Origin of the sequence: Clostridium sp., from assembly GCF_050717515.1 — a bacterium.
In the GTDB taxonomy this organism is placed as follows: Bacteria; Bacillota; Clostridia; order Clostridiales; family Clostridiaceae; genus Clostridium_AD.
In genome coordinates, this window is the sequence record NZ_JBOITL010000026.1 from 97,318 (window position 1) to 122,502 (window position 25,185).

Below are 25,185 nucleotides of genomic sequence, written 5' to 3' on the forward strand. Positions count from 1 at the left end.
ACAAAATAGCAATTATGCTAATATTTAAGAAGGAAAAGAAAATTTATTTCAAAGAGGGGGAAGTTATGGAATATTTAATTGGACTAGATATTGGAACAAGTAGCACTAAAGCAATTGCCTTTGATTTATTGGGAAATGTAATTTCAAAGTGCAATATAGGATATCCTATATTAAATCCTAAATCTTCTTGGAGTGAGCAAGATCCAGGCGAGATGTTTGAGGCAGTTGTTAATTCTATAAAAAGTGTAGCAAGTGAAAATGATAAAAGAGGAAATAAGCTTCTTGGCGTGAGTTTCAGTTCTGCTATGCACGGTATAATGGCTGTAAATGAAAATGGAGATAAATTAACAGATTGTATTATTTGGGCAGATAGTAGAAGTGTGGAATATTCAGAGAGGATAAAAAATAGCAAAATAGGTCATGAGATTTATATGAGAACGGGCACACCAATACATCCAATGTCCCCACTATGCAAGCTTGCATGGATGAAGGATAATATGGACCTAATATTCAAAAAAACATATAAATTTATTTCAATTAAAGAATATGTTTTCTTTAAACTGTTTGGGAAATACGTTGTGGATTATTCAATTGCATCTGCTACAGGCTTGTTTGATATTTATGATCTTCAATGGAATAAAAATTCATTACAAGTTGCAGGAATAAGTGAGGACAAACTATCTACACCAGTATCCCCAACCCAGGTTTTTAAAGGCATGGATAAAAAATATGCAGATTTAATGGGAATTGACCTAGAAACTCCCTTTATAATTGGAGGAAGCGATGGTTGCCTTGCAAACCTTGGCGCTAATGCTATAAAACCTGGAGATGCTGCAGTTACAATTGGAACTAGTGGAGCTATAAGAATAATAGCAGATAAACCAAAAAATGATGAGAGTGAAAGGATTTTTAGTTATATTCTTACAGAAGATCATTTTGTTCTTGGAGGACCTGTTAATAATGGGGGAATAATTTTTAGATGGTTCAGGGATAATTTTTCGCAGTTAGAACTTACGCGAGCTGAGACTTTAGGTATTGATACTTATGAATTATTGACAAAGGAAGCCTCAAAGGTACCCGCAGGATCAAATGGTTTGATATTTTTGCCGTATCTACTTGGAGAGCGAGCTCCACATTGGGATGCAAACTCCAAGGGCGTTTTCTTTGGAATAAATATTACACATAAGAGGGAACATTTCCTAAGAGCACTGTTAGAGGGAGTGATATTTGGTGTTTATAGCGTGGGAAAAGCTTTAGAGGAGACAACTGGTAATATTGATACAATCTATGCTACTGGAGGTTTTGTTAGATCTGAGCTTTGGGTTCAAATGCTAGCCGATGTATTTAATAAAAAGGTAGTAATAGCAGAAAGCTACGAAAGTTCCTGTTTAGGGGCTGTAGTGCTGGGTATGAAGGCAATAGGACTTATAGATAACATTGAAGAAGTAGAAAAATTAGTTCCTATTTCTCAAACCTTTAAGCCAAATATAAAAAACCATGAAGTTTATATGAAAACTTTTGAAATTTACGAAAGATTGTACTTAAAATTAAAGGATGAGTTTGTAAGTATTAGTTTATTACAAAAATAAAGGGGTGATTTTATTATGCCATTATTAATTGTTGCTTTAGGAGTTGTGCTATTATTAGTTCTTATGATAGCTTTTAAATTAAATGGTTTCTTGTCATTAATTATCGTGGCACTATCAGTTGGTATTCTGGAAGGTATGCCATTGCCTACTGTTGTAGCTTCTATTACAAAAGGCGTTGGTGGTACATTAGGTACACTTGCATTGGTACTTGGGTTTGGTGCTATGCTTGGTAAGCTCATGGCAGATAGCGGTGGGGCACAAAGAATAGCTCTTACGTTAATTGATAAGTTTGGAAAAAAGAGGATACAATTAGCAGTTGTAATAACAGGTTTCATAGTTGGTATGGCACTATTTTATGAAATAGGATTTGTACTTTTAATACCACTAGTATTTACAATAGCAGCAGCAGCCGATATTCCGCTTCTATATATAGGGGTTCCAATGGCAGCAGCACTTTCAGCCACTCATGGATTCTTACCACCACATCCAGGTCCTACAGCTATAGCTGCTATTTATAAAGCAGATTTAGGTAAGACATTACTTTATGGTATTGTAGTTGCAATACCTGCAGTAATTCTTGCGGGGCCTGTACTCACAAAGTTCTTAAAGCATATGGAGCACGATATACCAAAAGATTTATTTAACCCTAAGATATTTACGGATAAAGAAATGCCTGGTTTTGGAATAAGTGTGTTTACGGCTTTAGTGCCAGTAATACTTATGGCAGTAAGAGCTATTGCTACTATTGTATTACCAAAAACTTCTCCCATATTAAATTATACTACTTTCTTAGGAGATCCAGTAATAGCATTACTTCTAGCTGTACTTTTAGCTATATTCACTTTTGGGCTAAACAGGGGCAAAAAGATGCCTGAAGTTATGAAAACTGTAACTGAGTCTATAGCAGCAATAGCTATGATACTATTAATAATAGGTGGAGGCGGAGCCTTCAAACAGGTTTTAGTAGATAGCGGAGTTGCAGATTATGTTGCACTAATTATGAAAGGATCAAGCATGTCACCATTAGTACTTGCATGGCTAATTGCAGCAATACTTAGAGTAGCATTAGGATCTGCAACAGTGGCGGGCCTTACAGCAGCAGGTATTGTAGGACCATTAATTGTAGCGACAGGTGCTAGTCCAGAACTTATGGTACTCGCAACAGGTGCAGGAAGCTTAATATTCTCACATGTTAATGATCCTGGTTTTTGGATGTTTAAAGAATATTTCAATCTATCAATACCAGAAACGTTAAAATCCTGGACAGTACTCGAAACTATAATTTCTGTGGTTGGGTTGGTTATGGTTCTATTACTAAATATGATTGTACATTAAAATTTCATACAGGCGAAGCTTTGCTTCTCCTGTATAAGATTTTTTAAAAGGAGGAATTTGTATTATGGATAAACAACAATTTGGAGTTATAGGCATTGGTGTAATGGGTAAAAATCTTGCGATAAACGTTGAAAGCAGAGGAATATCTGTTTCGGTTTATGATAGAGACAAGATTGCCATAGCAGAGCTATTATTAGGGACAAAAGAAAAAAATATTGAGGGAGCATATACTATAGAAGAGTTTGTAAATTCTCTTGAAACTCCAAGAAAAATACTTATTATGATTAAGGCAGGAAAATCTGTTGATGATGTTATAGAGGAATTAGTACCATATATCTCAAAGGGTGACATATTAATTGATGGCGGTAATTCATTTTTTATGGATACGATACGTAGAAGCAAAAAGCTCCAGGAACTGGGCTTTAAATTCATAGGTACAGGTGTTTCTGGAGGGGAAGAGGGAGCTTTAAAAGGTCCCGCACTTATGCCTGGTGGGGATATTGAGGCTTATAAAATAACAGAACCAATTTTTACAGCCATAGCTGCAAAAGTAGATGGAGAACCTTGTTGTACTTATATTGGCGGAAACGGAGCGGGACATTACGTAAAGATGGTTCATAATGGTATTGAGTATGCAGACATGCAACTTATTTGTGAAGCTTATACACTTTTAAAGGGAGCTTTAGGGCTATCCAATGATAAGATTCATGAGGTTTTTGCAGAGTGGAATAGTGGTGAGCTTGATAGCTATCTAATGGAAATAACCAGTGAAATATTTGCACAAGTGGATAAGGGCACTGGAGAGTATATGGTTGATATTATTTTAGATAGCGCAGGCCAAAAGGGAACAGGGAAATGGACTAGTCAAAGTGCGCTGGATTTGGCAGTACCAATACCTACCATAACGGAGTCTGTTTTCGCTCGTTGTATTTCTGCCATAAAAGATGAAAGAGTTCTGGCAAGTGATGTTTTAAAAGGACCAGAGGTGAAATTTGAAGGGGATATAAACAAGTTTATAGAATCTATAAGAAGAGCCCTTTATACAAGCAAAATATGTGCATATGCCCAGGGATTTGCTCTTATGAAAGCTGCAGCCGTGGAATATAATTGGGAACTTGAATATGGAAAGATCGCTAAAATATTCAGAGGTGGCTGTATTATTCGCGCTCAATTTCTTAACAAGATTAGCGTTGCATATGAAAATGATGCTAATATTAAAAATCTGATGTTAGATTCATATTTCAAAGATATTCTTAATAACTATCAAAAGGACTTACGCCTGGTAGTATCTACAGCTATAAATTTAGGCATTCCAGTACCTGGATTTTCAAGTGCACTAACCTATTATGACAGTTATAGAAGTGCAAAGCTTCCAGCTAACCTACTACAGGCACAGAGAGATTATTTTGGTGCTCATACTTTTGAAAGAACGGATAAAGAAGGGGTCTTCCATCACGAATGGGTAACTGAAATTAAATAAAAATAGGCAATATTAAAACCTGCAGTTTATATCTGAACTGCAGGTTTGTTTTATAATAGGATATTTATTTAAAGGTTTAAAGTCTATTATTACAATAAACTATTTTACAAGGGTTTTGAAAGGTTTATAAATTAAAAACGCCATTGACCTTTATAATAGTCAATGGTATACTAAAAGTTAGCATACTTATAAAAAATAACATTTACTTAATCATACTCTTAACTATATCATACTACAACGAAATCTATTTGTCAATAGTTTTAAAAAATAATTAAAATAATTGAAAGGAAGTAAAAAATGAAAAATAAATTTATGCTGATTCCAACTGGAATGATTAACAAACTGGCAATTACAGAAATCATAAATTGTAATGAAACAACATCCCGTTATGGGCTGGTGCTTTCTGGGCTAGAGGCAAAAGAGCTTGTTGCAACCCGAGCAGAATCATTAAGTAGCAATGGACGTATTGAATTCTCAGGCGGGATTATAAATAAACTCATTATGGAGTTTTGTGACTCCCCTTTTATTTCTCAATTTAACTATGCTACCACTTTAAATGAGTTGATAGAAACCTTCTATTATTTTAAAAATGAGACACTTGATGAAATTAGTGATGATGACCTTGTTTTATTGATGAAGAAGTATTTTGATGGAAATTGTAAGGGCTCCATTGAACTATTACAAAACCGAGAGTTAGAAACTTTGGCACACAATATAAGGTATGGAATTAATTATTATGAAGATGTATATGAAGATGAGTATGAATATGAAAACGAATATGAAGATATGAAAAATTATTATTCTGAGGAGGATTATGATGAATAGTATTGAAAAACAAAATTTAATTAAAAAAGAAAAGCTTAATCAAGAATGCTATTTACAGTCGATTTTGCAGGAAGCCTATAGCCTTAAGCTATTAACTGACTCTGAACTTGAGAATATCCAAATGCAGTGCATAAAGCTTTTAGCCAAGCAGACAGAGCGTTATACAAGTGGAGATAGCAGTTCCGTAAAGGCAGAAACCGCTGAGAGTATTTTGCAATCAATCTTTTATAGTATTGGAATTTATCTAAAAAGTTTTCAAGATACAGACAGGAGTTTAGAGGTACTTAAACAAGAACCTTTAATTGAATTCTTCCAGCATGGAAAGAGATTAATAGAAGCATCATTAAGTAGTACTAAAGAAATGCTTTATGAAATACAAAATAATATCATCATCACAGATAATATTGCTTATAACGATACAATAAAGAAGGGAATAGAAATTTTCTTCTCCACCTATGATGTTGAATTTGCGGCTCAGGATACCCCGGCATCCATTGATTATCCTTTAAGTAACGATAAAATGGAGCTGGTAGGTATAGAGTACATGAATAGTTATTTAGAAAAACTGTCTTTTGAAAATGAATTTTGTAAAAACTTTACAGATCACGACATTCATTGTTTGTTACTGGGGTATGATGAACACTATAAAGACTTACTTATAAACATTTTCGGACTTGTGTTAACAAACTTAGCAGGTTCACTATTAGCAGATAAAAATACTCTTAAGCTTAATATTGAACCATCAGACAGAGTATATTTGCAACAAAAATTAGCGAATGTCTCAAAAGAAAATTTGGACACAATGCTACAGAGCCTTTCAATACAACTCTGCAAAGAGTTTAATATTTCAGAGAGAATACTACAAAAATACGTCGCAGATACTTTAATGGATTTATCAGAGCGATTAAAAAATGCTTTAGAGAATAACCAATTGGAAAAAATTTTTATTAGCTTAAAAGGAAATTACACACAGCCAAGCCTTCAATTTGAAGATGGTGTGAAGATGAATGATGAATTATTCAGAAGTATTGCCAGTGAAATTAGAGTATGTAGATTTGTGAGGGATAAAATAACAATAATTAAAAGAGAAGTTCATAGCATTATTGATTTGATTGACATTTTAGAGGGTGATTGTATATTTGATGATGAATTATATGGGGTATTTCAATCATTTGGAGATATGGAACTTGCGCTGCTTTTAAAGGATGTACTATCATATATGATAGGTTCCAACTATCTCTTTGTAGAAGACGAAAAGGAATGGCATAAAAAATTTAATTGCTTTTTAAAAGAAATTGATTTAACTAGAAGTGAAAATATTAGAGAGTTATCTGAAAATATCAACTTAAATTTAAATTAAAATGCAAATAACTAAGTGCAAAGAATAAAAGCTGTGGAATATAATTTCAAGGGGTTTGAATAATAGTGTGTAGATGCTATAATTTAACTAAGAAAATTATAAATAGAATAGAGGACGGTAATATATTATTGGGAGGATTTAAATGAGTATCGATTTAAGTGAAAAGTTAATTCAGAACATACAGAAAATAGGAGCAAAATATCCAATAGAGAAAATTATCCTTTTTGGTTCAAGAGCTAGGGGAACTAGCAGAAGAAATAGTGATATTGACCTTGCAATATTTACATTAACTGAGTTTGAAAATCAAGGTAGGTTTTCAAGTGATATTGATGATCTTGAAACACTTCTTAAAATAGATATTGTATTTATTAATGAAAAAACTGATTTGGAACTAATGGAGAACATCAAAAAGGACGGTGCAGTAATATATGAATAATTTTAGACGAAAATATGAAAATTTTAAAAATGCTCTTAATAGATTAAAAGAAGGAATTTTAAAGTTGGATGAAGAAAATGATTTATTAAGAGATGGATTAATACAACGGTTTGAATTCACATTTGAACTTGCATGGAAAACACTAAAGGCTTATTTTGAAGATGAAGGGCTTATAGGACTTAATTCTCCTAAATCAGTATTAAGAGAAGCTTATTCAGCAGGAATTATAAGCGATGATGAGTTATGGCTTAAAATGTTGAATGACAGAAATTCAACTTCTCATATTTATAGTGAACAAGTAGCTACAGAAATATGCAACAATATTAAGGGAAAATACGTTATGGCTTTGAGTGAGTTAAAAGAAAAAATTCAATCAAGATTTTGAGAAACAATTAAAAATTTTGTCAGGGTAATAGGCGATGATTTAAAATCATCGCCTATTACCCTTTTTTAGCTCAACTGCACTATAACTGGATAACTAATGGTAACACATACATTCAATTCCTTAACAAGATTAGCGTTGCTTATGAAAATGATGTCAATATTAAAATTCACAAAGACATGGCATAATAAGCTAAACTGGTTTTTTAAAGGGAGTTTAAAATGTAAGAATTCTCAATATAATGGTTTGTATGATATAATAAAATTATAAGTAGGTGGATAATATGTCGCTAGAAAAAAGTTGGAATGATGATTAATATGAATAATAGAGAACAAATATTAGAATTAATTAAACAAAAGACTCAAAAAAGTACCAAAGGCGTTTATACTGAAGAAATTTCACAAAAATTAAATATACAAAGAAGTAACGTAAGTTTAATTTTAAATGATTTATATAAAGAAGGCATATTGCTTAAAATAAAACATAAACCAGTTTTATATATGCTAAATGAAGGTAGAAGAGACAATAGTGATGTAGATGTTCAAAAAACAAGCCTTGATACTATTTTTGGAAGTGGTAGAACTTTAAAAAAATGTGTTCAGCAAGCAAAAGCTGCTATATTATATCCGCCTAATGGTTTGCACACTATTATAGTAGGTCCAAGCGGAGCGGGTAAAACAATGTTTGCAGAATTAATGTACAAGTTCGCAATAGAAAGCAAAGCATTTGATGCAAGTGCTCCTTTCGAAGTTTTTAATTGCGCAGATTATGCAAATAATCCTCAACTTTTGTTAGCCCATCTTTTTGGATGTAAAAAAGGTGCATTTACAGGAGCAGATAAAGACAGACAGGGCCTGGTTTCCAAAGCGGATGGAGGAATCCTTTTTCTTGATGAAGTTCATAGATTACCACCTGATGGTCAAGAAATGCTTTTTTATTTAATTGATAAAAATTTGTATACACCACTAGGTGAAGAAATCAATAAGAAAAGTGAACTTCTTATTATATGTGCCACTACAGAAAATATTGATGAGACACTATTAAGCACATTTACGAGAAGAATACCAATGAATATAAGAATACCTTCTCTAGCTGAGCGAACTCTTGAAGAGAGATTTGAAATGGTTTGTGAATTTTTTAGAATTGAAGCAATTAGAATAAAAAGAGAAATTACGGTTTCTACAAATACTATAAGACAGCTACTTCTATACGAATGTCCTGCAAATGTTGGTCAACTAAAAAGTGATGTGCAATTAGGCTGCGCAAATGCTTTTTTAAATTCGGTGTCAAAAGGAATGAAAAATGTAGAAGTTCACTGTACAGACTTTAACTCTAATGTAAATCAAGGTTTATTTATTTATAAAGATTATTCTAAAAAAATAGATAAGCTTATAAAAGAAGGAGAGGTACTCTGTTTTACTTCAAAAGGTAAGGAGAATTTTAGAAGTAATGACGATTATTCTGTTAATTATAATTTTTATAAAAACATAGAACAAAGAGTGCAAGAACTTCAACGCCGAGGCACCGAAGATAGTGAAATAAAAACTATTATGGGAATGGAAATAGAAAATTATTTCAAAAACTATATTCGGAATTTTGAACAAGAAATAAATAAAGATGAACTTTCTAAGATAGTAGATAAGGAAATTATAAGTTTAGTAGAAAAATTCTTGAAAAAAGCTGAAAAAGTTCTTCAGAAAATATTCCGTGTAAAAATTTTCTATGGGTTATGTCTACACTTAAATAGCAGTATATCTAGAATTAAAAATAATAAAACAATTATTAACTATAATCTTGCAAATATAAAAAAAGATTACTCTAAAGAATTTGAAATATCAAAAGAGATTGCAAGCATCATAGAGAAAAAGTACGATATAAAAATACCTGAAGATGAAGTTGGGTTTATAACTATGTTTCTTACGGTAGATGAGATGGAAAACGAAAGCCTAGATGATAAACCTATAGTAGTTATAGCCATGCATGGAAAGTCTACAGCATCTTCTATGGCTGATGTGGTTAATAAATTAGTAAAAGCAAATAATGTTTATGCTTATGATATGGCCTTGGATATATGTTCGGAAGTTGCTTATGAAAAATTAAAAGCTATTATTGTAAACGAAAATCAAGGCGCTGGTGTAATGCTTCTTGTTGATATGGGATCACTTAATATATATGGGGAACTTATTAATAAAGATACGGGTATTGGTATAAGAACTTTAGATATGGCATCTACTCTTGTGGCAATTGAATGTTCAAGGAGAGCAGTAATAGAAGCAGATATAGATGTAATTTATAAAGCAGTAAAACATGATATTTTCAAGTACTCCTCTTCTGAATTAAAAGTTTCGGAGAGTTTTATACCAAAGGATAATAATATAATTGTAACACTATGTACAACCGGTGAAGGAAGTGCTATAAAATTAAAGAACTTTATAGAAAGTAAGATAAATACAAGTGATTATAAAGTTGAAGTTTTTGCTATGGCATGGAATAACAAACAACATGTGTATAATGTCTTAGGGGATCTGTCAAAGAAAAAGAATATACTGGCCATTGTAGGTACAATTAATCCTAAAATTTACGGAGTGCCCTTTATATCAACCTATGAAGTGTTTATGGATAAGGATTGCAATAAAGTTAAACACATATTGGATACTAATATGAAAGAATCTAAAAATATTCAGGGACATCAAGGTTATGGTACATTTATTGAATCTCTTCAAAAGGATATTACTAATGTAGATTTATCAAAATTTGAAGAAATATATAGTGAATTTATTTGTATAATTAATAACAACATGAATGTGAATATAGGATATGAAGATTCAATTAGTCTGATGGTTCATATGATATGCAATATAAGTAAAATGATAGCAAAAGAGAGAATTCCAGCATGCAGTTCTAAGGAAATTTTAAAAGAAAAATTCAAATGTGAATTTAATTATATAAAAGAAGGCCTTTCTAATATTGAAAAATTCTATGGAATTACTTTTAATGATGACGAAATAGCTTTTATTCTACAAAATATAATAAAGTTATAAAAAAATTAGTAAAGACGCTATCGATGTTTAAGTTGATAGCGTTTTTATTATTGTAAAATATAGTGCGAAGGGGTAAAAAACATATGTATAAAAGTTATGTTCAAGTTAAGCATGTGTATATAATCTGTATAAGATCTGTATATATAGTAATGCTTTTATAAACTTAAACTATTGATATTGCTAGGATTAGTTCTTTTATAGAGAGTTGGCATGAGTTTTGCTTATTATAAATATAAGTGAAGAAAAAGTATTCTTATAAATTTTAATAATTTAAAGATAACGAAAGGAATGATTATTATGACAGACAAAAATACAGAAGAAATGAATGAACAAGTAATATCGAAATTAATAAGTTTTTCAGGGGAGGCAAGAAGTAATATATATGAAGCTTTTGAGTTAGTTATGAATAAAGAATATGAAAAAGCTGAGGAAACTTTAAAACAAGCAGATAAAACTATTCTTGAAGCTCATAGTGTACAAACAACTCTTATTCAAAAAGAAGCGCAAGGAAATCATACGGATATTACTCTTTTAATGGTTCATGCTCAAGATCATTTAATGAGTACACTCCTATCAAAAGATTTGATTGAAAATATGATACACATGCAAAAGGAAATAAATGAATTGAAAGAAAAATTAAATAAATAGAAAGGATCTGAAGATTTATGATACGAATAGTACAATTCTTGAACCAAGTACAAGCGGGTCTGGGTGGCGATGAGCAAATGGATATAAAACCACAATCACAAAATGGAGCAGTAGGTATGGGAATGTTACTAAAAACTATATCTATGAAAAATGGTGCAGATATTGTTGGTACAGTAACTTGTGGAGATAACTATTTTATGCAAAATAAGGAAAGTGCTATAGAAGAGATTATAGATATGATTAAAAAATTCAATGCTGATGTAGTAATATGTGGACCTGCATTAAATTATAAAAGATATGGAGAATGTTGTGGTCATCTTACACTGTGTATTCAGGATAAACTTAAGATTCCATCTTTTGCAGCTATGTCAAAAGATAGTACAGGTACTGAGATGTTTAGAAAGAAAATTCATATTATAGAAACACCTAATAGAGGTGGTGTAGGGCTCAACAGTTCTTTAAGAAAAATTTCAGGTTTTGCTATTAAACTAGCTAAAGGTGAAGCAATAGGTACTTCAAAAGAAGAAGGATACTTTTTAAGAGAATAATTAAGCTAAGTACAATAAATAATTTTCAAATAAACAAGGAGGAAAAAAATGAAAAAAATTGCACTGTTTTGTTCCGCTGGAATGTCTACAAGTCTTTTAGTTACAAAGATGCAAAAATCAGCAGAGGCTAAAGGGATAGAGGTATCTATAGATGCTTATCCTGAAGCTACTATGGAAAAACAATTGGATAATATTGATGCAGTACTTATAGGACCACAAATTAAATATTTACTTAAAAAACTTAAGAAAATATGTGACGAAAAAGGTGTGCCAATAGGTGTAATAAATACTATGGATTATGGAATGATGGATGGCGAAAAGGTATTAAATCAAGCTTTAAAGATGATGGAGTAATATAAATAAGGGGGTATTATTATGAGTAAAATGATGGATACAATTGAAGAAAAACTGATGCCAGTAGCAGAGAAATTAGCTACTAATAGATATTTGCTTGCTATACGTGATGGTTTTATGTTAGCTATGCCACTAATTATCATTGGTGCAATGTCTTTATTATTTGCGAATTTACCTATAAAAGGGTATGAACCTTTTATGGCTAAGTTATTTGGAAGTAATTGGACTGAGTTTTTCACGGTACCCTATCATGCAACTATGACCCTAATGACGATATTTGTAATAATGGGCATGTCCAATAGTTTATCAAAGCATTACAAAATAGAAGGAATGAGCACGGCTGTTATTTCTCTTGCAGCATTCCTTATATTAACACCGTTTTTTACTATGTTTACACCAGAAGGAGCAAAATTAGCTTTTAAAGTTGGAGAAGTTATTCCAACGGAATGGTTAGGTTCTAAGGGATTATTTGTTGGAATGCTTTCAGCTATATTTGCTACCGAAATAGTAAGGTTCGTTGTAAATAAGGGCTGGGTAATCAAAATGCCTGAAGGGGTTCCACCTACTGTTGCAAAGTCATTTTCATCATTGATACCGGCAGCTATTACTTTGATTATATTTAATATTGTAAGATTAGGGTTTACATTTACAAACTTCGAAACTATTCATAAATTTATTTTTACTATATTACAACTACCACTTACGTCTCTTGGAGATAGCCTAGGTGCTACTTTAATTTCTAATTTTTTTATAGGATTATTTTGGTCCTTTGGTATATCTGGTGGAGACGTTGTACAATCTGTTATGACTCCGATATGGGTCGCTTTGTCTGGTGCAAATGCTACTGCCTTTCAAGCTGGACTTGCGCTTCCTCATATCATTACTCAGCAGTTTAATTCAATATATTTATGGATTGGTGGTGGAGGTGCAACACTAGGATTATGTCTTTTAATGCTATTTAAATGCAAATCACAGCAATGTAAAAAGATTGGTAAACTTGCTATACTTCCAGGAATATTTGGTATAAATGAACCTATAATATTTGGATTACCTATAGTTTTAAATCCTATTATGATTGTACCATTTATAATAGTCCCATTAGTCCTTGCAGTTTTAACTTATATATCTATGGCAACAGGAATTGTACCAAGACCTAATGGAGCGATAATTCCATGGACTATACCTCCTATAATAGGTGGGTACCTAGTCTCAGGTATTAGAGGTGCAATGCTACAACTCGTAGAGATTGTAATATCAGTATTTATTTATCTTCCATTTATAACTGTTGTAGATAGAACATACTGTGAGCAAGAAAAAACTTATGCAGAGGCAGATTTAGGTGAAACTTTAAAGGAATAAAAGCATTATATGGAACTTTAAATATAGCTAATAAGAACGGAGGAATTTACTATGAGAAACATAGGATTTTCAATTTATCCAGGGCACGTAAAACTCGCAGATAACCTAAAATATATTGATCTTGCTAATAAATATGGGTACAAAAGAGTATTTACATGTCTTTTATCTGTAGAAGGAGATAAAGAAAAAATAATAGATGAATTTAAAAAAACTATAGCACATGCTAATAACTATGGAATGAAGGTAATTGCAGATATTAATCCAGAAGTGTTTGAATATCTTGAGGTAAGTTTTGATGATCTTGGAATTTTCAAGGACATGGGACTTTACGGAATAAGACTCGACAATGGGTTTTCAGGTAGTGAAGAATCTATAATGAGTTTTAATAAATATGACTTAAAAATTGAATTTAATATGAGTGCTGGAACTAAATACATAGACAACATATTTAGTTATAAGCCTAATGCAGAAAATCTTTTAGGGTGTCATAATTTTTATCCACACAAATATTCTGGAATAGGATATGAGCATTTTACTAAATGCAATGAGCAATACAAAAAATATAATATTAGAACTGCTGCCTTTGTTTCTTCAAGCACTGCGAAATATGGTCCTTGGCCTGTAAGTGAAGGACTATGTACATTAGAAGAGCATAGATATCTTCCAATACAGGTTCAAGCTAAGCATTTGTTCGCTTCAAATTTAATTGATGATGTAATAATTGCTAATGCATTTGCATCTGAAGAAGATCTTAAAGCACTAAGTGAAGTAGAGCCTAATATTTTAACTTTTAAAGTGAACATTGAAGAAGGGATATCAGATGCGCAGAGAGATATAATTCTTAAACCCTTACATTTTAATAGGGGTGATCTATCTGAATACATGATAAGGTCTTCCAAAACTAGAGTGAAAAATGGTGGAGATGCATTTAAACCATTTAACACAAAAGATATTAAAAGAGGAGATATTACGGTAGACAATGTGAATTATAAAAATTATACAGGTGAATTGCAAATAGCATTAAAGGATATGAAAAATGCTGGAAATACAAATGTAGTAGGAAGAATAGATGAAGATGAAATTTTCTTGCTAGATGGTGTAAAATCATTGCAAAAATTTATGCTTAAGGAGTAGCCATAAGCTATAACTAGTGTAAAAAACAAAGACTTAATTATAAAAGCTGTGAAATTAATTTCACAGCTTTTATAATTAAAACAATAGATTGAAATTGAAAAAAAAGATTTATAGGAATTGTTTTTTATCATTATATAGTGATTTATAACCTAAGTTTAGGGATAAGAAAACTGTAATACAAACAGAAGTACAAACTGCAATCATAATAGCTATTTGGTACATAATAGCTGTAGTAGGAAGTGTACCTGATAAAATTTGTCCGGTCATCATTCCTGGTAAAAAAATTATGCCCATTCCCAGCATGGAATTCATGGTAGGAATTAAAGCTGTTTCTAGTGCATTATTAGCAAAAGGTTTTAAAATATATTTAGGGTCTACTCCTAAATTAAGTAGTGTATTAATTTTAATTTGTTCTTTACTTATATCATCCATAAAGGTTTTTATTGCAATATTTACACCAGTCATAGCGTTCCCCACAATCATACCGGCTAAGGGTATAGTGTATTGAGGGTTGAATATGGACTTATTCACAACCACAGTTACAAAGAAAATTAGAACAAATAGTCCTGAAAATGACAAAGAAGCTCCTATTGCAATTTTAAAATTGGAGTTTAAATCTTTTCTACTTGTAATTACCCTATGTACAGAAAATATTATCATAATAATTAAAAAAATCACAGTATATATTGGTTTTGGATTACTAAAGACATATTGAAGGATATAACCAACAGTCACAAGTTGAACTGTCATTCTTATACTTGCAACTAAAAGAAGCTTTGTTCCATTAACCTTTGATTTTTTCATTATTAGCAAAACTATAATTAGTAATAAATAAATAAGTGAAAACTTGAAAATATTCAGTGTAACTGCTCCTTGCATATCTAAAACTCCTTAATTATTTCAATTTTATTTTCACAAAACTCTTCAACAATACTTTTATCGTGGCTTACAATTACAATGTCAATATTTTTTTTCTTGCAGAAATTAATTATATTTTCCATTACCTGGTGGCTGTTTTTTTCATCTAAGGCTGAAGTAGGCTCATCTAGTAGTATAACTTTGGGGCATAGTGATAAAAAAATGGATATGTAAACTCTCTGGCGCTCTCCACTAGAAAGAGTAGATGCATTTTGGTCTAATGGAACATTTACAGAGCAAAGCTCCATTATGTAATTTATATAATCACTCTTTGGCATAGGTAACTGTCTTAGTGAATAAAAAGTTTTGAAATTGTCCATTATGCTCTCATCAAAGAGGAAAGGTTCCGCAGAAACTAGGCTGACCTCACGTCTTAGAGCAATAGGTTCATATTCGTTAAGACTTATTCCTTTATATAATAAATCACCGGAAATGGGATTTATGGATGCATTTAATAACTTTAAAAAAGTGCTTTTACCACACCCACTTTCCCCAACAATAAAATTAATTACGCCTTGCTTAATTTTTATGTTATCATAAGTTAAATTGGCTTTGTAAATGAGATTACTGGCTTTAAATAATAGTTCATTCATTTTATTTTCACCTGACCTTTATATTAAGTATAACATGAAACTCAATATAACGAATATTGCCCTGTACCTAAAACCGCGAATTAATGAAAATAGTTGTAAAATGTAATATTAAGGTATATAATCAAAGAGAAATAATAAAATATGTGCTAGGGGTGCCTTATGGCTGAGATATGAATATTTAATTCATTAACCCTTATACCTGATCTGGATAATACCAGCGGAGGAAAGCGGTTATGATGTGTAATTACATTAACTATATTCCTTTTGTGAATATAGTTTTTTTGTTTTTGCCTTAATACCTCTGTAGCACAAACTGAGGAGGCTATTTAAATGAATTTCAACAAAATAATTACTGAACTTACCAAAAGTCCTACTGCTATTTTTGCACTATTAGGGGTGCTTTTATTAATTATTGCACTACTTAAAATTAGAAAAATTAAATTAACTACAAGAGTGATAACTTTAATTGGTATGTCTATTGCGCTAGCTACTGTATTACAATTTATCACCATTTTAAAAATGCCTCAAGGAGGTAGCGTTACCGCAGGAAGTATGATTCCTATAATACTTATAGCTTTTTTTTATGGTCCTGAAGTTGGATTTTTAACAGGATTTTTATTTGGAATCATTAACTTTATGGTTAGCCCCATTGCAGTCCATCCTGTGCAAGTACTATTTGACTATCCACTTCCGTTTATGGCTATTGGAATAGTTGGATATTTTAAAGAATTTAATATTAAAGGAATACTTGGTGGAGTAGTAATAGCAATGTTTGCAAGATTTGCATGCCATTTTATATCTGGGATGGTGTTTTTCGGAAGTTATGCTCCGGAAGGAGTTTCTGCTTATGTATACTCCTTTGGATATAACGCTTCATACATGAGTGTAGAAACCATTATTACCTGTGTGATTATTGGAATTCTACCTTTGAAACGTTTGTCAAAGTTGGTGCTAAATAACAGCTATGAAATGTAATAAATATAATTTAATTGTAGAAAGTGAAATTGGCCTGTGGTAAATCCACAAGCCAATTTTTTACGTATTTTGATAATCAGCAACAAAAATTAAAAATAGGGGTAAAGCGCTACGAGATTCAAACGGCATGATTAAATCACTGCAAATAACAAATAATTGGAGTGCCCACATCAATATTATTAAATATCGTAGTTGCTAATTTGCTAGGTGCATTTATACAACCATGAGAACCATTTGTCAAATATATACTTCCGCCAAACGCAGTTCTCCCTGAATCATGTATTCCGATTCCATTATTAAAGGGCATAAAAACATTTACAGGCACACTGTATCCTTCTCCATTTAACATGTAATTTTTTTCTTTGTATTTTAGTTTATAAACACCTGTTGGTGTAGAATTTTTTTTGCTTACATCACCAGTAACCACATCTCCTTCAATAATAAGAGAACTGTTCTTATAAAACCATAAATGCTGTTTTGTCATATTAATTTCCACATAGGTATTCCCAATATCATTAATATTATGAGATATAGCGGTTTGGAGATAGCGTGGTTCCTTTGCTATGGATCGTCCCCCTTTTATAGCCATAATTAAATCTTTAACTTCCCCTTTACGGTCAACTAACCATCCATAATTTCCACCATTGACTTTTATGGTTGTTCTCAGCGATGTAACAAATTCTCTTTGCTTACCAAATGTTTCATAATTATTGTCTAGTTTATTTAGATAATCTTTCATTTCATTTTCAGCAAATAAAATTTCAAGGTTTTCGTTTACTGTAAGCCATTTATGTATTGTAGAACCATCTAAAACTTCATTGCCACCATTAAAGGTATAAGTGATTTTTGAAGCTAAATATTTATTTAGCAAAGATTTAGTGGCTATAATTTCTTTGGAACTTAAAGTATATTTGGGATTAACGTAGTTATTTGACCTCTCCAAATTTACTATTGCATCTCCTTTGAGAATTGCATCTGCTATATTTGAATATAAAGTCTTGCTATCTACTTTATTACCCATGACTTCATTTACAATCACATAGTTCTTATCTAAATATTTAAAGCTAGCATTTTGAGGTTCAATTACTTTCTTACTATCAAAACAAGAGAGTTTATCAAAACATTCTTTTAAGAGGTTTTCATCATAGGTCACCATACCATATATTTTAGTAGATTTTTGATTGAAAAGCCCATGAATCCACTTAAAAGAATTCTGACTGTCTTTTAAAACTTGAATTTTATCCTTTGCATTATATTTAAGGCCAATGTCATCCGCCATGATTTGTTCTTTAACACCGTTTCGTTCTTGAAGTTCTAGTGTGTATGTTTCGCTTTTTAATAATATTGCTTTATTTAATTCCTCTACTGTTTTACCAGAAGCATTAATGCCATTAATTACAGAACCAAAATAAAAATGAGTTCTAAAATATATTGACATACCTAAATATAGAACAAGGAAAATAGAAAAAGAAATTATAATAACTTTCATAGTTTTTTGGCATTTAATAATTTTTATTTTAGTCATAGATTTGCTGCTTTTAATTGGTTGTATTTCCATGAGACACCTCTTTTAATGTAATTTAGATTTTTCTGTATATCCTTACAGGTGTAAAATCTTTTTTCTAACCACTGAATTTTCCTCCATTTTCGTTATAATCTTATTGTAACAAAAACTTTTCACAAAATTATATACAAATGTCACAATTTTGTAAATTGTATATAGAAAATTTAATAGAAAAAAATAAACTACAGTTTTTTCAATTATAACTAAAATAAACCAATTTACTATTGACAAGGAAGAAATTAGGTTGTATAGTTAGTTACATAAGTAATGAACCAATTAAGTAAAGAGGGTGATATTGTGAAATTAGATTTTAATAATGATGTACCTATATATATGCAGATTGCCAGGGCTATTGAAGATAAGATTCTTAAGGGAATTTTTGAGGAAGAAACTGCAATTCCATCTACAACAGAAATATCTGTTAAGTATAAAATAAATCCTGCTACAGTAGCTAAAGGGTTTAATTTACTTGTAGATGAAGAAATCATATATAAAAAGAGGGGCGTTGGTATGTTTGTTGTAACTGGAGGTAAAGAAAAGTTAATGGGAAAAAGAAAAGAAAATTTTTATAAGAACTATATAGTCTCTTTAATAGAAGAAGCTAAGAAATTAGATATTTCAAGCAGTGATATTATTAAAATGATTGAAAGGGGTATTTAATATGGCTACAATAAAGCTTTTAAATGTAAGTAAAAAATATGGGGATATTTTTGCATTAGATAATATATCGTTAACTATAGAAGAAAATAAAATTTATGGGTTACTCGGAAGGAATGGAGCAGGAAAGACAACTCTTTTAAATGTTATTAATAATAGAATTTTCACGGATTACGGGATTATTTCTATAGAAAATGAAAACTTGTCAGAAGATAAAAAGGGCCTAGGAAATATTTATTTTATGACAGAGCAAACCTTATACCCACAGGCTATGAAAGTAAAAGAGCTTTTTAATTGGACGGAAGAATTTTATCCTAACTTTGATAGGCCCTATGCATTAGAGCTTTCTAAAAAATTTGGATTAAATATAAATAAAAAGATTAAGGAACTATCAACGGGGTATTCGTCCATATGCAAAATTATAAATACAATGGCATCAGGTGCAGAAATTTTAATGTTCGACGAGCCAGTTTTGGGACTCGATGCCAATCATAGAGAAATGTTTTATAGTGAACTTATGGAAAGTTATATAGAAAAGCCTAAGACCATTATACTGTCTACTCATATTATAGAAGAAGTTGCACAATTATTAGAAAAGATAGTTATCCTTAAGGATGGTAAAATAATTAATGATGAAAGTGTTGAAGCATTATTGGCTAAATGCTACTGTGTATCTGGGTTAAATAAAAATATAGATGAGTATATTAAAGATAAGAATTGTATAAGTATAGATGAAATGTCATCTTTTAAATCAGCCGTTATAATGGGGGAAAATGGTGATAAGGAAGTGAAACAGCAGAAAAAATTAGATTTAGAAGTATCAAAGGTTGAGCTTCAAAAACTATTTATTCATTTGACCAATGAAGGGGGAGGAAACAATGAAAAGTTATAAACTTGCTAAATATAATATTATAATCAGTCTTAAAGCAATAATAATTTATTATTGCATTCTGATAGCTGTAATGACAAGCATAACTTTGATAAGTGAATTTTATGGAGGAAATACTAGTGCATCTGGGATTGAGTTTTCATCCATGATATTTTTATTAGTCCTAGGGTTAAACTTTTTCAAAGAAAATTTTTATTTCGCCCAAGCTAATAATATTTCTAGAGAAGATTATTTTAAATCTGTAGTAATAGCTATTTTGCCAACAGCTTTAGGTATGTCTATGATTGATGTAATAATAAATAGAGTTTATAATGTATTTGCGCCAGGTCCAACAATGTATGATATGAGCTATAATAACTTTACTGGTATCTATCTAAATAAAGAAGTATGGATACAAAGTAATAGCATAGGAACACTATTTGGAACAGTTACCTTTTTATTTGCTTTTTATATTGTAGCGTTTGCAATAGGGTTATTAATAACTTTGATATATTCCAAATGTAATAAAATAATGAAAATTTTAGTATCTTTAAGCCCATTAGTTATTGCGGCTATATTGGGAAATATTTCTTATAATTCTCCTGAGTTTGGAAAAAAAGTAGCAATTTTTGTTGATAATATATTTGGAATAAGCACAAGGAACTCTTATATTGCTGTAATGACATTTATATGTTTATTTCTAATAGTAATGTTTTTTGTTTATATGCTTGTTAGAAGAGCAGTGGTTAAAAAAGTTTAAGGCAATAAAATGTACCATTTCTATCCACTATAGTTTAATCAATTAAATTATAATGGATAAATTGAGGTGGTACCTTTTATATTAGAGTTGTAAACAATTACTCCATAGTATATAATTTATTTAGGATAAAAAGTTATATAATATATTAGGGGGTTGTGCTGTGGCATCAGTAAATTTCAATAAGGTTTTTAATTTTTATGAGGAAATTCCAATATCGGATACACTAAAATCATTTATTTCTCCAAATGAAAAAGTATGTTTTGTTGTTAAAACAGTAAGAGATATGGCTGTTTTTACTGATAAACGTATTCTGGTTGCTGATAAACAGGGATCTACAGGCAAAAAAGTTGAATATTATACTATACCTTTTAAAAGTATTATTACTTATGCAGTTGAAACAGAAGGTACATTTGATTTAGGTCCAGAAATAAAACTAATATTAGCTGGTGGAGTGACAATAGAACTAAAGTTTATGGAGAGTAAAAATATGGACCAACTATTATTAAGAGTATATAATTTAATAAATAATTTCATTATAAATTAGAGTACATAGAAATTTTAAGCACTTTAAATAGATTAGGTGTGAAGGAGACAAAAATGGAAAAGGATAAAAAAATAGCAGTTTTGATTGATGCTGACAATGTATCTGATAAATATATAAAGTATATAATTGACGAAATTTCAAATCATGGAACACCTACTTATAAAAGAATTTATGGGGATTGGACCAAACCGCAACTAGCATCTTGGAAGAATGTATTGCTTAATTATTCTATTAGCCCAATTCAACAATATAGCTATACTACAGGCAAAAATTCAACAGATGCAGCCCTTATAATTGATGCCATGGATATACTCTATTCAAAGAACGTTGATGGTTTTTGCATTGTTTCTAGTGATAGTGATTTTACTAAACTTGCAGCACGCCTAAGAGAAGCTGGTATGTATGTTATTGGCATGGGAGAAAGGAAAACTCCTACACCTTTCATCTCAGCTTGTGAGAAATTTAAATATCTTGAGGTATTAGCTTCAATGTCACCAAAACATAACGAAATCATTACTGTTAAAGGAATACAAATACAGGAAGAATCAAAACTTGGTATGACAAGTACCGATAAATTAGTAGAAGCTATTAAAACTATTATAACTGAGATTTCAGATGAAGACGGTTGGGCATTTTTAGGCGAATTAGGTAGCACCCTTAATAAAAGATATCCGGATTTTGATACCAGAAATTATGGGTATACAAAGCTTACACCTTTTGTAGCATCTCTAAATCATTTTGAGATTAGATCAACAAAAACTAGCAATCCAAGTATAAGTCTTAAATATATTAGAAATAAAGAATAAATTAACCCTGCAACACTTGATATTTTAAAGTTCATAAGCAAATCGTCAAAAATTTCCTCGAAATTTATAAAATAGCATTAAACATACCAAGTATAATTACTTTACCTGGTATGTTTTTTCTATTTAATTTCATTGCAATTAGGAAAATATGGGAGATGGGAAGTTCGTATTTAATGTCTTTATTTTTATTAAACCTCTATCTCCTTAATGTACTTTTGTATTTCTTTTTCCATATGTGTCCATGAACGTTTAGAGAATGCAACTTTCACATTAGATTTCCTTGATTCTTCTTTAACAACCGTTGTTAATTGGTGACCTACAAAGTCTACCAGAACCATTACTAAATCTATATTTCGAGGTATTCTGAAATTTTTAGCATCATTTTTTCTACCAGTTATATGTTCTACGTCGTTGAATCCATTCTTCATCAGATTTTTAGTAATACTACCAAGATTATCTCCACCTATGAGTAATATTCCCATAGTTTCACTCCCTTTTATACATATTATTATTATTATTATTATTATTATTATTGTTTTTATAAATATTAACACCGTTTAGAATTAAGTGTTTTTAGGTTCTAAAAATTTTCTTGCTGTATTCATGTTGTCTACGATATACTGAACTACCACAGGATCAAACATTAATCCTGAATTATTAATTATTTCATTAATGCTTTCTTCAAAACTCATAGACTTTCTATAAGGTCTATCAGATGTCATAGCATCAATAGAATCGCATACTGCAATTATTCTTGATCCCAGTGGTATATCAATTCCAGATAGTCCTCGTGGATATCCCTTTCCATCCCATCTTTCATGGTGATAAAGAACTATTTTACTTATATATTTTAAATTCTTTGATTTACTTAAAATATTAAAGCCTATCTTGGGATGCATTTTTATATGTTCCCATTCATGTGGCAATAATTTTTCGGTTTTATTTAAGATTTTATCTGGAACTCCTATTTTACCTATATCATGTAAATGCGCTGCTATATGTATATTTTCTAATTCAACACCTTTAATTCCTAGCCCTTTTGAAAGTTTATATGAGGTGAATGCAACTCTTTCTGAGTGACCACTTGTATAAGTATCTTTGGCTTCAAGTGCTGTGACTAAGCTTTCAATTATGTCGTGATATATTTCTTTATCTCTAAATCTAACTAACAAATTTTTGAACATTTTATATCTCCTTAATCCAATTCTAAATATTACTTTCTATGTGTATTCATTAACGCCTAGAAAAAAATATTACTATAATTTTAATTGCATTTTTAGATTTAGTTTATACACTACTATATTGATATTGATTATCGTTATTAATTATATTATAATATATTTAAGGTAGGGGTTTTTTAAAATTATTACTATCTTTTTTTAAAATATTAAGGAGATGCTATGAAAAATTTACTTAATTACACTTAACCGGCCTTAAATATTTAAATATGAATTCAATAATATGTGTTATGCTTCTCTAATTCTTTTATTTTGTATAGGCTCGGTAAAGGGGCAGTTTTTTTATTATTTCTGTTGGGAGAGGCCTCCGATTAATTAGAAGAATAAAGATCTACAGGAATTTGCAAAAAAACTACAAAATATCCATATTAGGCGTCACAAAAAATAAAAGTTTGTGGCGTTTTTACTTGTGACGAATTAGGGAAATATGGTGCAGTAAAGCTTGGACTATTCCTATTTTTACTGTTATGTTATATAATGGTAACAACGATTGGGAATTGCAAAAAAAATTCACTATAGATTTTAATTTGTTTTAGTAAGGAGATAAAGAATGAGTAAGTGTGAAAAAGCGATAGTAACAGTTTTGTGTATGCTTTATGATGGAAATAAGATATTACTTCAAGACAGGGTTAAAAAAGATTGGCGTGGAATTACGTTTCCAGGAGGACATGTAGAAAAAGAAGAATCATTCGTTCAAGCAGTTATTCGTGAGATGTATGAAGAAACAGGATTAACTATAAGAGAGCCTAAATTATGTGGAGTAAAGCAATTTCAAACAGATGAAGATGAACGATATATTGTATTATTGTTTAAGACAGATAAATTTGAAGGTACTTTAATTTCTTCTGATGAAGGAGAAATGAGATGGGTTGATAGGGACTCAATAAATGATTATACGTTAGTAAATGATTTTATGGATTTATTGAATGTATTTGATTCAGATTGTTATAGTGAGTTTATGTATGAACGCAACAAAACAGGTGATGATTGGATAATTAGATTATATTAATTATTTATATGAGTAATATATTGAAATGTAAAGATTGCTTATATTTAAAAACCACGGAGGATTTTTTTAATGATTTATAATATATTGAAGGAAAATGTGAAAAAGAAAATAGAACTATGATGTACATTAAAAGATTAATTTACCTTCCGGAGCTAAAGAAGGAGATGCACTTAGTATCGATAATGTTATAATTTCTATAAATTTAAGATTAAGGGATGTGCTAATATGAAAATTGAACATGTAGCTATATGGACTAAAAATATTGAAAAATCAAAGAAATTTTATGAGAATTATTTTGATGGCATTTCTGGAGATAAATATATTAATATAAAAAAACATTTTGAATCATATTTTATTAAATTTGAATCAGGTGCTAGACTTGAAGTTATGCAGATGCCTACAATCCCTTCCAATTTAAATGATACTATTAACCAATATATTGGTTTAATTCATATTGCTATTTCTGTAGGGAGTATTGAAAAAGTCAATAGACTTACCGAAACATTAAAAAATGCAGGGTACAGGGTGGTAAGTGAACCTCGTTATACAGGAGATGGTTATTATGAGAGTTGCATTTTGGACCCTGATGGAAATCGAATAGAGATAACAGAATAAGGCTGATAGTTCTAATTTTATTTGAATAAATTAACACAATGGTTTATATTACTATTTTGTATAAGCTTGTTCCCAAGTGTTATATATGGTTGCTATATTAGAAATAAAGAATAAAATATAAAAGAGGTGATACATCGAAATTCTTAT

General features: G+C 30.5%; 26 protein-coding genes and 1 riboswitch. Of the genes, 21 read left to right on the forward strand and 5 right to left on the reverse strand.

Annotated features, from left to right (window positions below; all coding sequences use genetic code 11):
- The first annotated feature begins 65 nt into the window (after positions 1–65).
- The 13 genes from gntK (at position 66) to ACREV6_RS12480 (ending at position 14,491) form a co-directional block, all read left to right on the forward strand.
- A complete protein-coding gene (gntK, locus tag ACREV6_RS12420) occupies positions 66–1,589 on the forward strand; it encodes a gluconokinase (RefSeq protein WP_431578346.1) in 1,524 nt (507 codons plus the stop codon).
- 15 nt (positions 1,590–1,604) lie between these two features.
- Positions 1,605–2,924: a gluconate:H+ symporter gene (locus ACREV6_RS12425; protein WP_431578347.1), complete on the forward strand. Its 1,320-nt coding sequence runs from the start codon at positions 1,605–1,607 to the stop codon at positions 2,922–2,924.
- 64 nt (positions 2,925–2,988) lie between these two features.
- Positions 2,989–4,404, forward strand: coding sequence for an NADP-dependent phosphogluconate dehydrogenase (gnd, locus tag ACREV6_RS12430; protein ID WP_431578348.1), 1,416 nt, complete (start codon positions 2,989–2,991; stop codon positions 4,402–4,404).
- A 297-nt stretch (positions 4,405–4,701) separates the two neighbouring features.
- Positions 4,702–5,229 (forward strand): DUF6323 family protein, encoded by a 528-nt coding sequence (locus ACREV6_RS12435; protein ID WP_431578349.1) that lies wholly within the window; start codon positions 4,702–4,704, stop codon positions 5,227–5,229.
- The gene (locus tag ACREV6_RS12440; RefSeq protein ID WP_431578350.1) at positions 5,219–6,589 is read left to right on the forward strand and encodes a DUF6179 domain-containing protein; all 1,371 of its coding nucleotides are present in this window, start codon (positions 5,219–5,221) and stop codon (positions 6,587–6,589) included. The genes ACREV6_RS12435 and ACREV6_RS12440 overlap by 11 nt, the downstream gene beginning before the upstream one ends.
- 142 nt (positions 6,590–6,731) lie before the next feature.
- Positions 6,732–7,025 (forward strand): nucleotidyltransferase domain-containing protein, encoded by a 294-nt coding sequence (locus ACREV6_RS12445; protein WP_431578351.1) that lies wholly within the window; start codon positions 6,732–6,734, stop codon positions 7,023–7,025.
- Positions 7,018–7,410 carry a nucleotidyltransferase substrate binding protein gene (locus tag ACREV6_RS12450; protein ID WP_431578352.1) on the forward strand — a complete coding sequence of 131 codons (393 nt, stop codon included), beginning with the start codon at positions 7,018–7,020 and terminating at the stop codon, positions 7,408–7,410. Before ACREV6_RS12445 ends, ACREV6_RS12450 begins: the two co-directional genes overlap by 8 nt.
- A 314-nt stretch (positions 7,411–7,724) precedes the next feature.
- Positions 7,725–10,448 (forward strand): sigma-54-dependent transcriptional regulator, encoded by a 2,724-nt coding sequence (locus tag ACREV6_RS12455; RefSeq protein WP_431578353.1) that lies wholly within the window; start codon positions 7,725–7,727, stop codon positions 10,446–10,448.
- A 297-nt stretch (positions 10,449–10,745) separates the two neighbouring features.
- Entirely contained in the window at positions 10,746–11,096 is a 351-nt protein-coding gene (locus tag ACREV6_RS12460; RefSeq protein WP_431578354.1) for a PTS lactose/cellobiose transporter subunit IIA, read from the forward strand.
- Between the two features lie 17 nt (positions 11,097–11,113).
- Positions 11,114–11,644, forward strand: coding sequence for a glycine/betaine/sarcosine/D-proline family reductase selenoprotein B (locus tag ACREV6_RS12465; protein WP_431578355.1), 531 nt, complete (start codon positions 11,114–11,116; stop codon positions 11,642–11,644).
- A 48-nt stretch (positions 11,645–11,692) separates the two neighbouring features.
- Positions 11,693–11,998, forward strand: coding sequence for a PTS sugar transporter subunit IIB (locus tag ACREV6_RS12470; protein WP_431578356.1), 306 nt, complete (start codon positions 11,693–11,695; stop codon positions 11,996–11,998).
- Between the two features lie 21 nt (positions 11,999–12,019).
- The gene (celB, locus tag ACREV6_RS12475) at positions 12,020–13,357 is read left to right on the forward strand and encodes a PTS cellobiose transporter subunit IIC (RefSeq protein ID WP_431578357.1); all 1,338 of its coding nucleotides are present in this window, start codon (positions 12,020–12,022) and stop codon (positions 13,355–13,357) included.
- A 51-nt stretch (positions 13,358–13,408) separates the two neighbouring features.
- Complete coding sequence (locus ACREV6_RS12480; RefSeq protein WP_431578358.1) at positions 13,409–14,491, forward strand: DUF871 domain-containing protein; 1,083 nt, start codon at positions 13,409–13,411, stop codon at positions 14,489–14,491.
- 108 nt (positions 14,492–14,599) lie between these two features.
- Here the strand turns inward: ACREV6_RS12480 and ACREV6_RS12485 are convergent, their stop codons facing one another.
- Complete coding sequence (locus tag ACREV6_RS12485) at positions 14,600–15,370, reverse strand: ABC transporter permease (protein ID WP_431578359.1); 771 nt, start codon at positions 15,368–15,370, stop codon at positions 14,600–14,602.
- A gap of 2 nt (positions 15,371–15,372) precedes the next feature.
- Positions 15,373–16,002 (reverse strand): ABC transporter ATP-binding protein, encoded by a 630-nt coding sequence (locus ACREV6_RS12490; protein WP_431578360.1) that lies wholly within the window; start codon positions 16,000–16,002, stop codon positions 15,373–15,375.
- A gap of 138 nt (positions 16,003–16,140) precedes the next feature.
- Positions 16,141–16,245, forward strand: a riboswitch (TPP riboswitch).
- Positions 16,246–16,332: 87 nt separating this feature from the next.
- On the opposite strand from ACREV6_RS12490, the gene thiT reads away from it, so the two are divergent.
- The gene (gene thiT / locus ACREV6_RS12495) at positions 16,333–16,977 is read left to right on the forward strand and encodes an energy-coupled thiamine transporter ThiT (protein ID WP_431578361.1); all 645 of its coding nucleotides are present in this window, start codon (positions 16,333–16,335) and stop codon (positions 16,975–16,977) included.
- Between the two features lie 136 nt (positions 16,978–17,113).
- Here thiT and ACREV6_RS12500 read toward each other — a convergent pair whose 3' ends face one another.
- The gene (locus ACREV6_RS12500) at positions 17,114–18,535 is read right to left on the reverse strand and encodes a L,D-transpeptidase family protein (protein ID WP_431578362.1); all 1,422 of its coding nucleotides are present in this window, start codon (positions 18,533–18,535) and stop codon (positions 17,114–17,116) included.
- A 273-nt stretch (positions 18,536–18,808) separates the two neighbouring features.
- Here ACREV6_RS12500 and ACREV6_RS12505 point away from each other — a divergent pair, with 273 nt between their 5' ends.
- The 5 genes from ACREV6_RS12505 to ACREV6_RS12525 all read left to right on the forward strand — a co-directional run bounded on the left by ACREV6_RS12505 (position 18,809) and on the right by ACREV6_RS12525 (position 22,176).
- Positions 18,809–19,201, forward strand: coding sequence for a GntR family transcriptional regulator (locus tag ACREV6_RS12505; protein ID WP_431578363.1), 393 nt, complete (start codon positions 18,809–18,811; stop codon positions 19,199–19,201).
- A gap of 1 nt (position 19,202) precedes the next feature.
- Entirely contained in the window at positions 19,203–20,090 is an 888-nt protein-coding gene (locus ACREV6_RS12510) for an ATP-binding cassette domain-containing protein (protein WP_431578364.1), read from the forward strand.
- Complete coding sequence (locus ACREV6_RS12515) at positions 20,077–20,826, forward strand: hypothetical protein (protein WP_431578365.1); 750 nt, start codon at positions 20,077–20,079, stop codon at positions 20,824–20,826. Before ACREV6_RS12510 ends, ACREV6_RS12515 begins: the two co-directional genes overlap by 14 nt.
- Before the next feature lie 160 nt (positions 20,827–20,986).
- Positions 20,987–21,370, forward strand: coding sequence for a PH domain-containing protein (locus ACREV6_RS12520; protein ID WP_431578366.1), 384 nt, complete (start codon positions 20,987–20,989; stop codon positions 21,368–21,370).
- A gap of 53 nt (positions 21,371–21,423) precedes the next feature.
- Entirely contained in the window at positions 21,424–22,176 is a 753-nt protein-coding gene (locus ACREV6_RS12525; protein WP_431578367.1) for an NYN domain-containing protein, read from the forward strand.
- Positions 22,177–22,364: 188 nt separating this feature from the next.
- Here ACREV6_RS12525 and ACREV6_RS12530 read toward each other — a convergent pair whose 3' ends face one another.
- Both ACREV6_RS12530 and ACREV6_RS12535 read right to left on the reverse strand, forming a co-directional pair.
- The gene (locus ACREV6_RS12530; protein WP_431578368.1) at positions 22,365–22,658 is read right to left on the reverse strand and encodes a DUF2325 domain-containing protein; all 294 of its coding nucleotides are present in this window, start codon (positions 22,656–22,658) and stop codon (positions 22,365–22,367) included.
- Between the two features lie 81 nt (positions 22,659–22,739).
- Complete coding sequence (locus ACREV6_RS12535) at positions 22,740–23,360, reverse strand: HD-GYP domain-containing protein (RefSeq protein WP_431578369.1); 621 nt, start codon at positions 23,358–23,360, stop codon at positions 22,740–22,742.
- Between the two features lie 604 nt (positions 23,361–23,964).
- Here ACREV6_RS12535 and ACREV6_RS12540 point away from each other — a divergent pair.
- Positions 23,965–24,423, forward strand: a complete 459-nt coding sequence (locus ACREV6_RS12540; RefSeq protein WP_431578370.1) for an 8-oxo-dGTP diphosphatase — start codon at positions 23,965–23,967, stop codon at positions 24,421–24,423.
- A 225-nt stretch (positions 24,424–24,648) separates the two neighbouring features.
- Complete coding sequence (locus ACREV6_RS12545) at positions 24,649–25,038, forward strand: VOC family protein (protein ID WP_431578371.1); 390 nt, start codon at positions 24,649–24,651, stop codon at positions 25,036–25,038.
- Positions 25,039–25,185 lie beyond the last annotated feature (147 nt).

Excerpts from the sequence above, each read along its gene's own strand:
- ACREV6_RS12480 (WP_431578358.1), top strand. The coding sequence starts at position 13,409 with ATGAGAAACATAGGATTTTCAATTTATCCAGGGCACGTAAAACTCGCA.
- ACREV6_RS12465 (WP_431578355.1), top strand. The coding sequence starts at position 11,114 with ATGATACGAATAGTACAATTCTTGAACCAAGTACAAGCGGGTCTGGGT.
- ACREV6_RS12435 (WP_431578349.1), top strand. The coding sequence starts at position 4,702 with ATGAAAAATAAATTTATGCTGATTCCAACTGGAATGATTAACAAACTG.
- ACREV6_RS12425 (WP_431578347.1), top strand. The coding sequence starts at position 1,605 with ATGCCATTATTAATTGTTGCTTTAGGAGTTGTGCTATTATTAGTTCTT.
- ACREV6_RS12490 (WP_431578360.1), bottom strand. The coding sequence starts at position 16,002 with ATGAATGAACTATTATTTAAAGCCAGTAATCTCATTTACAAAGCCAAT.
- ACREV6_RS12535 (WP_431578369.1), bottom strand. The coding sequence starts at position 23,360 with ATGTTCAAAAATTTGTTAGTTAGATTTAGAGATAAAGAAATATATCAC.
- ACREV6_RS12545 (WP_431578371.1), top strand. The coding sequence starts at position 24,649 with ATGAAAATTGAACATGTAGCTATATGGACTAAAAATATTGAAAAATCA.
- ACREV6_RS12525 (WP_431578367.1), top strand. The coding sequence starts at position 21,424 with ATGGAAAAGGATAAAAAAATAGCAGTTTTGATTGATGCTGACAATGTA.
- ACREV6_RS12485 (WP_431578359.1), bottom strand. The coding sequence starts at position 15,370 with ATGCAAGGAGCAGTTACACTGAATATTTTCAAGTTTTCACTTATTTAT.
- ACREV6_RS12505 (WP_431578363.1), top strand. The coding sequence starts at position 18,809 with ATGAACCAATTAAGTAAAGAGGGTGATATTGTGAAATTAGATTTTAAT.
- ACREV6_RS12510 (WP_431578364.1), top strand. The coding sequence starts at position 19,203 with ATGGCTACAATAAAGCTTTTAAATGTAAGTAAAAAATATGGGGATATT.
- ACREV6_RS12500 (WP_431578362.1), bottom strand. The coding sequence starts at position 18,535 with ATGGAAATACAACCAATTAAAAGCAGCAAATCTATGACTAAAATAAAA.
- ACREV6_RS12530 (WP_431578368.1), bottom strand. The coding sequence starts at position 22,658 with ATGGGAATATTACTCATAGGTGGAGATAATCTTGGTAGTATTACTAAA.
- gnd (WP_431578348.1), top strand. The coding sequence starts at position 2,989 with ATGGATAAACAACAATTTGGAGTTATAGGCATTGGTGTAATGGGTAAA.
- ACREV6_RS12470 (WP_431578356.1), top strand. The coding sequence starts at position 11,693 with ATGAAAAAAATTGCACTGTTTTGTTCCGCTGGAATGTCTACAAGTCTT.
- ACREV6_RS12445 (WP_431578351.1), top strand. The coding sequence starts at position 6,732 with ATGAGTATCGATTTAAGTGAAAAGTTAATTCAGAACATACAGAAAATA.
- gntK (WP_431578346.1), top strand. The coding sequence starts at position 66 with ATGGAATATTTAATTGGACTAGATATTGGAACAAGTAGCACTAAAGCA.
- ACREV6_RS12460 (WP_431578354.1), top strand. The coding sequence starts at position 10,746 with ATGACAGACAAAAATACAGAAGAAATGAATGAACAAGTAATATCGAAA.
- ACREV6_RS12455 (WP_431578353.1), top strand. The coding sequence starts at position 7,725 with ATGAATAATAGAGAACAAATATTAGAATTAATTAAACAAAAGACTCAA.
- ACREV6_RS12440 (WP_431578350.1), top strand. The coding sequence starts at position 5,219 with ATGATGAATAGTATTGAAAAACAAAATTTAATTAAAAAAGAAAAGCTT.
- ACREV6_RS12540 (WP_431578370.1), top strand. The coding sequence starts at position 23,965 with ATGAGTAAGTGTGAAAAAGCGATAGTAACAGTTTTGTGTATGCTTTAT.
- ACREV6_RS12450 (WP_431578352.1), top strand. The coding sequence starts at position 7,018 with ATGAATAATTTTAGACGAAAATATGAAAATTTTAAAAATGCTCTTAAT.
- thiT (WP_431578361.1), top strand. The coding sequence starts at position 16,333 with ATGAATTTCAACAAAATAATTACTGAACTTACCAAAAGTCCTACTGCT.
- celB (WP_431578357.1), top strand. The coding sequence starts at position 12,020 with ATGAGTAAAATGATGGATACAATTGAAGAAAAACTGATGCCAGTAGCA.
- ACREV6_RS12515 (WP_431578365.1), top strand. The coding sequence starts at position 20,077 with ATGAAAAGTTATAAACTTGCTAAATATAATATTATAATCAGTCTTAAA.